This is a genomic window from uncultured Planktosalinus sp. (assembly GCF_963973675.1).
In the GTDB taxonomy this organism is placed as follows: Bacteria; Bacteroidota; Bacteroidia; order Flavobacteriales; family Flavobacteriaceae; genus Planktosalinus.
This window is the reverse complement of the sequence record NZ_CAXBAN010000442.1, coordinates 1-1,892: the sequence shown is the minus strand read 5'-3', so window position 1 is coordinate 1,892 and position 1,892 is coordinate 1. Positions and strand designations below refer to the sequence as shown.

Genomic DNA, 1,892 nt, shown 5'->3' with positions numbered 1-1,892 from the left:
TGTATTTCTCATTTCAGAAGTTTTTGAATGTCTTCTTTGAGCATTTCAATCTCGTTGTCTTCGAGCCCGTTGTAGTAAATTTTGGGGTTACCAAATTCATCATAGCGTGAGCGGATGAATCCTTCCTGATCAATAAGTGCAAAAAGACCTGAGTGTTCAAAACCACCCGGTGCATTTTCTTCTTCAGCTGTATAAAGCTTAAACCCTTCATTGGAAAGTTTATAAATAGTTTGTTTTTCACCTGTTAAAAAATGCCAGTGTGGATGTTTTGCTCCGTAATTTTCGGCATATTTTTTCATTACTTCAGGGGTGTCGTGTTCTGGGTCAATGGTTATTGAAGCAATTCCAAATTCAGGATTGCCATAAAATGAATCCTGAATTTTTTTCATGTTTTGATTCATTATGGGACATATGCTAGGGCAGGTTGTGAAAAAGAATTCCAGCACATAGACTTTTCCTTCAAAGGTTTTGTTGGTAACAGTTTTTCCATTTTGGTTGGTAAATGAAAAATCAGGCACTGCTTCACCTTTATAAAAATCAGGGCCACTGAGGCGAGTTGTTATCTCATTGACAGCCCAGATTCCAAAAACCAGGATTACGAATGAAATACCAACGTATGAATACTTTTTCATATTAATTTCTATTATTTTTTTTCAATGCCAATCTATATTCTGCCAAAATAATTTTGATATCGTCTTTCATTTTATTATTTAACTCTGCAACAGAGGCAGTATTGTAACTATAAAGAGTCTGAACGTCTTCATCGTCTGTCCTGCCTCTAAGGTTGTTTTTTTTATCTATAATGAACACCTCTGAGGTACCCAAGTTTTCATTTAACTCAGCATTTGAATTTAGTGAGTTAAAAAGTGCTTTGATTTCTTCAGAGGTTCCATATACGAATTTCCACTTGCCAGCATCGGTAATTTTATTTAACTCATTAAGCAGTGCATCTACAAGGTGATCGTTTCCGCGTTCAACTACTGACACAAACTGAAGGTCTTCAAATTGATGGTAAGGTTTGTAAATTTTATGGGTAAGATTGAATACATTGCCATATTTAGCCTTGATATCACTGCCAAAAAAACTAAGAACCGTAATTTTTCCCTGCAGTTGGACTGTTTTGCCCTCAATGGGTTTTAGCTTGTTCAATTCAGCAACATTTTCAGTTAGAACAGGTAGTCTTGCAAAATGATTCTTACCTGAAGAAAAAAACAAATATATTGTTATTGGAAGGATGAATAAGACAACTAAAACTATAATTTTTTTCACAACAAGCGAATCTACAATTTGGAGTACAAAAATAAAAAAAGCCCTTCATTTTGAAGGGCTTTTAACTATATATTTAACTAAGATTAAAAATTGTATTTTACAAAGCCACTTTTATAAACTTCAAAAATATAATCACCTTCAACAAGTAGGATAAACACAAGGTATGAAATTAGAAATACCGCTGTCCAAACAACAGATCTTCTTAACCCCTTGGTTTCTCCTTCCATATGCATGAATGCCCAGGTGATGTAGTATGCTTTATAAATTGTAAGTATGATAAAAATCCAATTCAGTAATTTCATGGAAAGAAACTTGGTTTCAACCAAAAACTGAGGTTTGATAATCCCCAATACTACTTCAACAATTGTTGCAATAGAAAGTAACGTAAACACATACCAAATGCGCTTTGTCGAACTTTCATGTGCTGCTCCGTGTGCCATATCTTAACTATTATTTTTTATTAAACCAGATAGAAAAATGTAAATACAAATACCCAAACCAAATCTACAAAGTGCCAGTAAAGACCAACTTTTTCGACCATCTCATAGCTTCCGCGACGTTCGTAAGTTCCTAACAAGATATTAAAGAAAATGATCAAGTTAATCAATACCCCAGTAAAAACG

3 protein-coding genes and 1 pseudogene are annotated in these 1,892 nt (G+C 34.0%); all 4 read right to left on the bottom strand.

Going from position 1 to position 1,892, the window contains the following annotated elements; translation table 11 throughout:
• Window positions 1-8: 8 nt before the first annotated feature.
• Window positions 9-632 carry an SCO family protein gene (locus tag AACY61_RS13140; protein WP_339612035.1) on the bottom strand — a complete coding sequence of 208 codons (624 nt, stop codon included), beginning with the start codon at window positions 630-632 and terminating at the stop codon, window positions 9-11.
• A gap of 1 nt (window position 633) precedes the next feature.
• Entirely contained in the window at window positions 634-1,269 is a 636-nt protein-coding gene (locus tag AACY61_RS13135; protein WP_339612034.1) for a hypothetical protein, read from the bottom strand.
• 83 nt (window positions 1,270-1,352) lie between these two features.
• Complete coding sequence (locus AACY61_RS13130) at window positions 1,353-1,709, bottom strand: cytochrome C oxidase subunit IV family protein (RefSeq protein WP_339612033.1); 357 nt, start codon at window positions 1,707-1,709, stop codon at window positions 1,353-1,355.
• A gap of 20 nt (window positions 1,710-1,729) precedes the next feature.
• Window positions 1,730-1,892, bottom strand: a pseudogene (locus AACY61_RS13125) (cytochrome oxidase subunit III); the annotation flags it as partial.

Coding starts and splice junctions, on each gene's coding strand:
- AACY61_RS13130 (WP_339612033.1), bottom strand. CDS start 1,709: ATGGCACACGGAGCAGCACATGAAAGTTCGACAAAGCGCATTTGGTAT.
- AACY61_RS13140 (WP_339612035.1), bottom strand. CDS start 632: ATGAAAAAGTATTCATACGTTGGTATTTCATTCGTAATCCTGGTTTTT.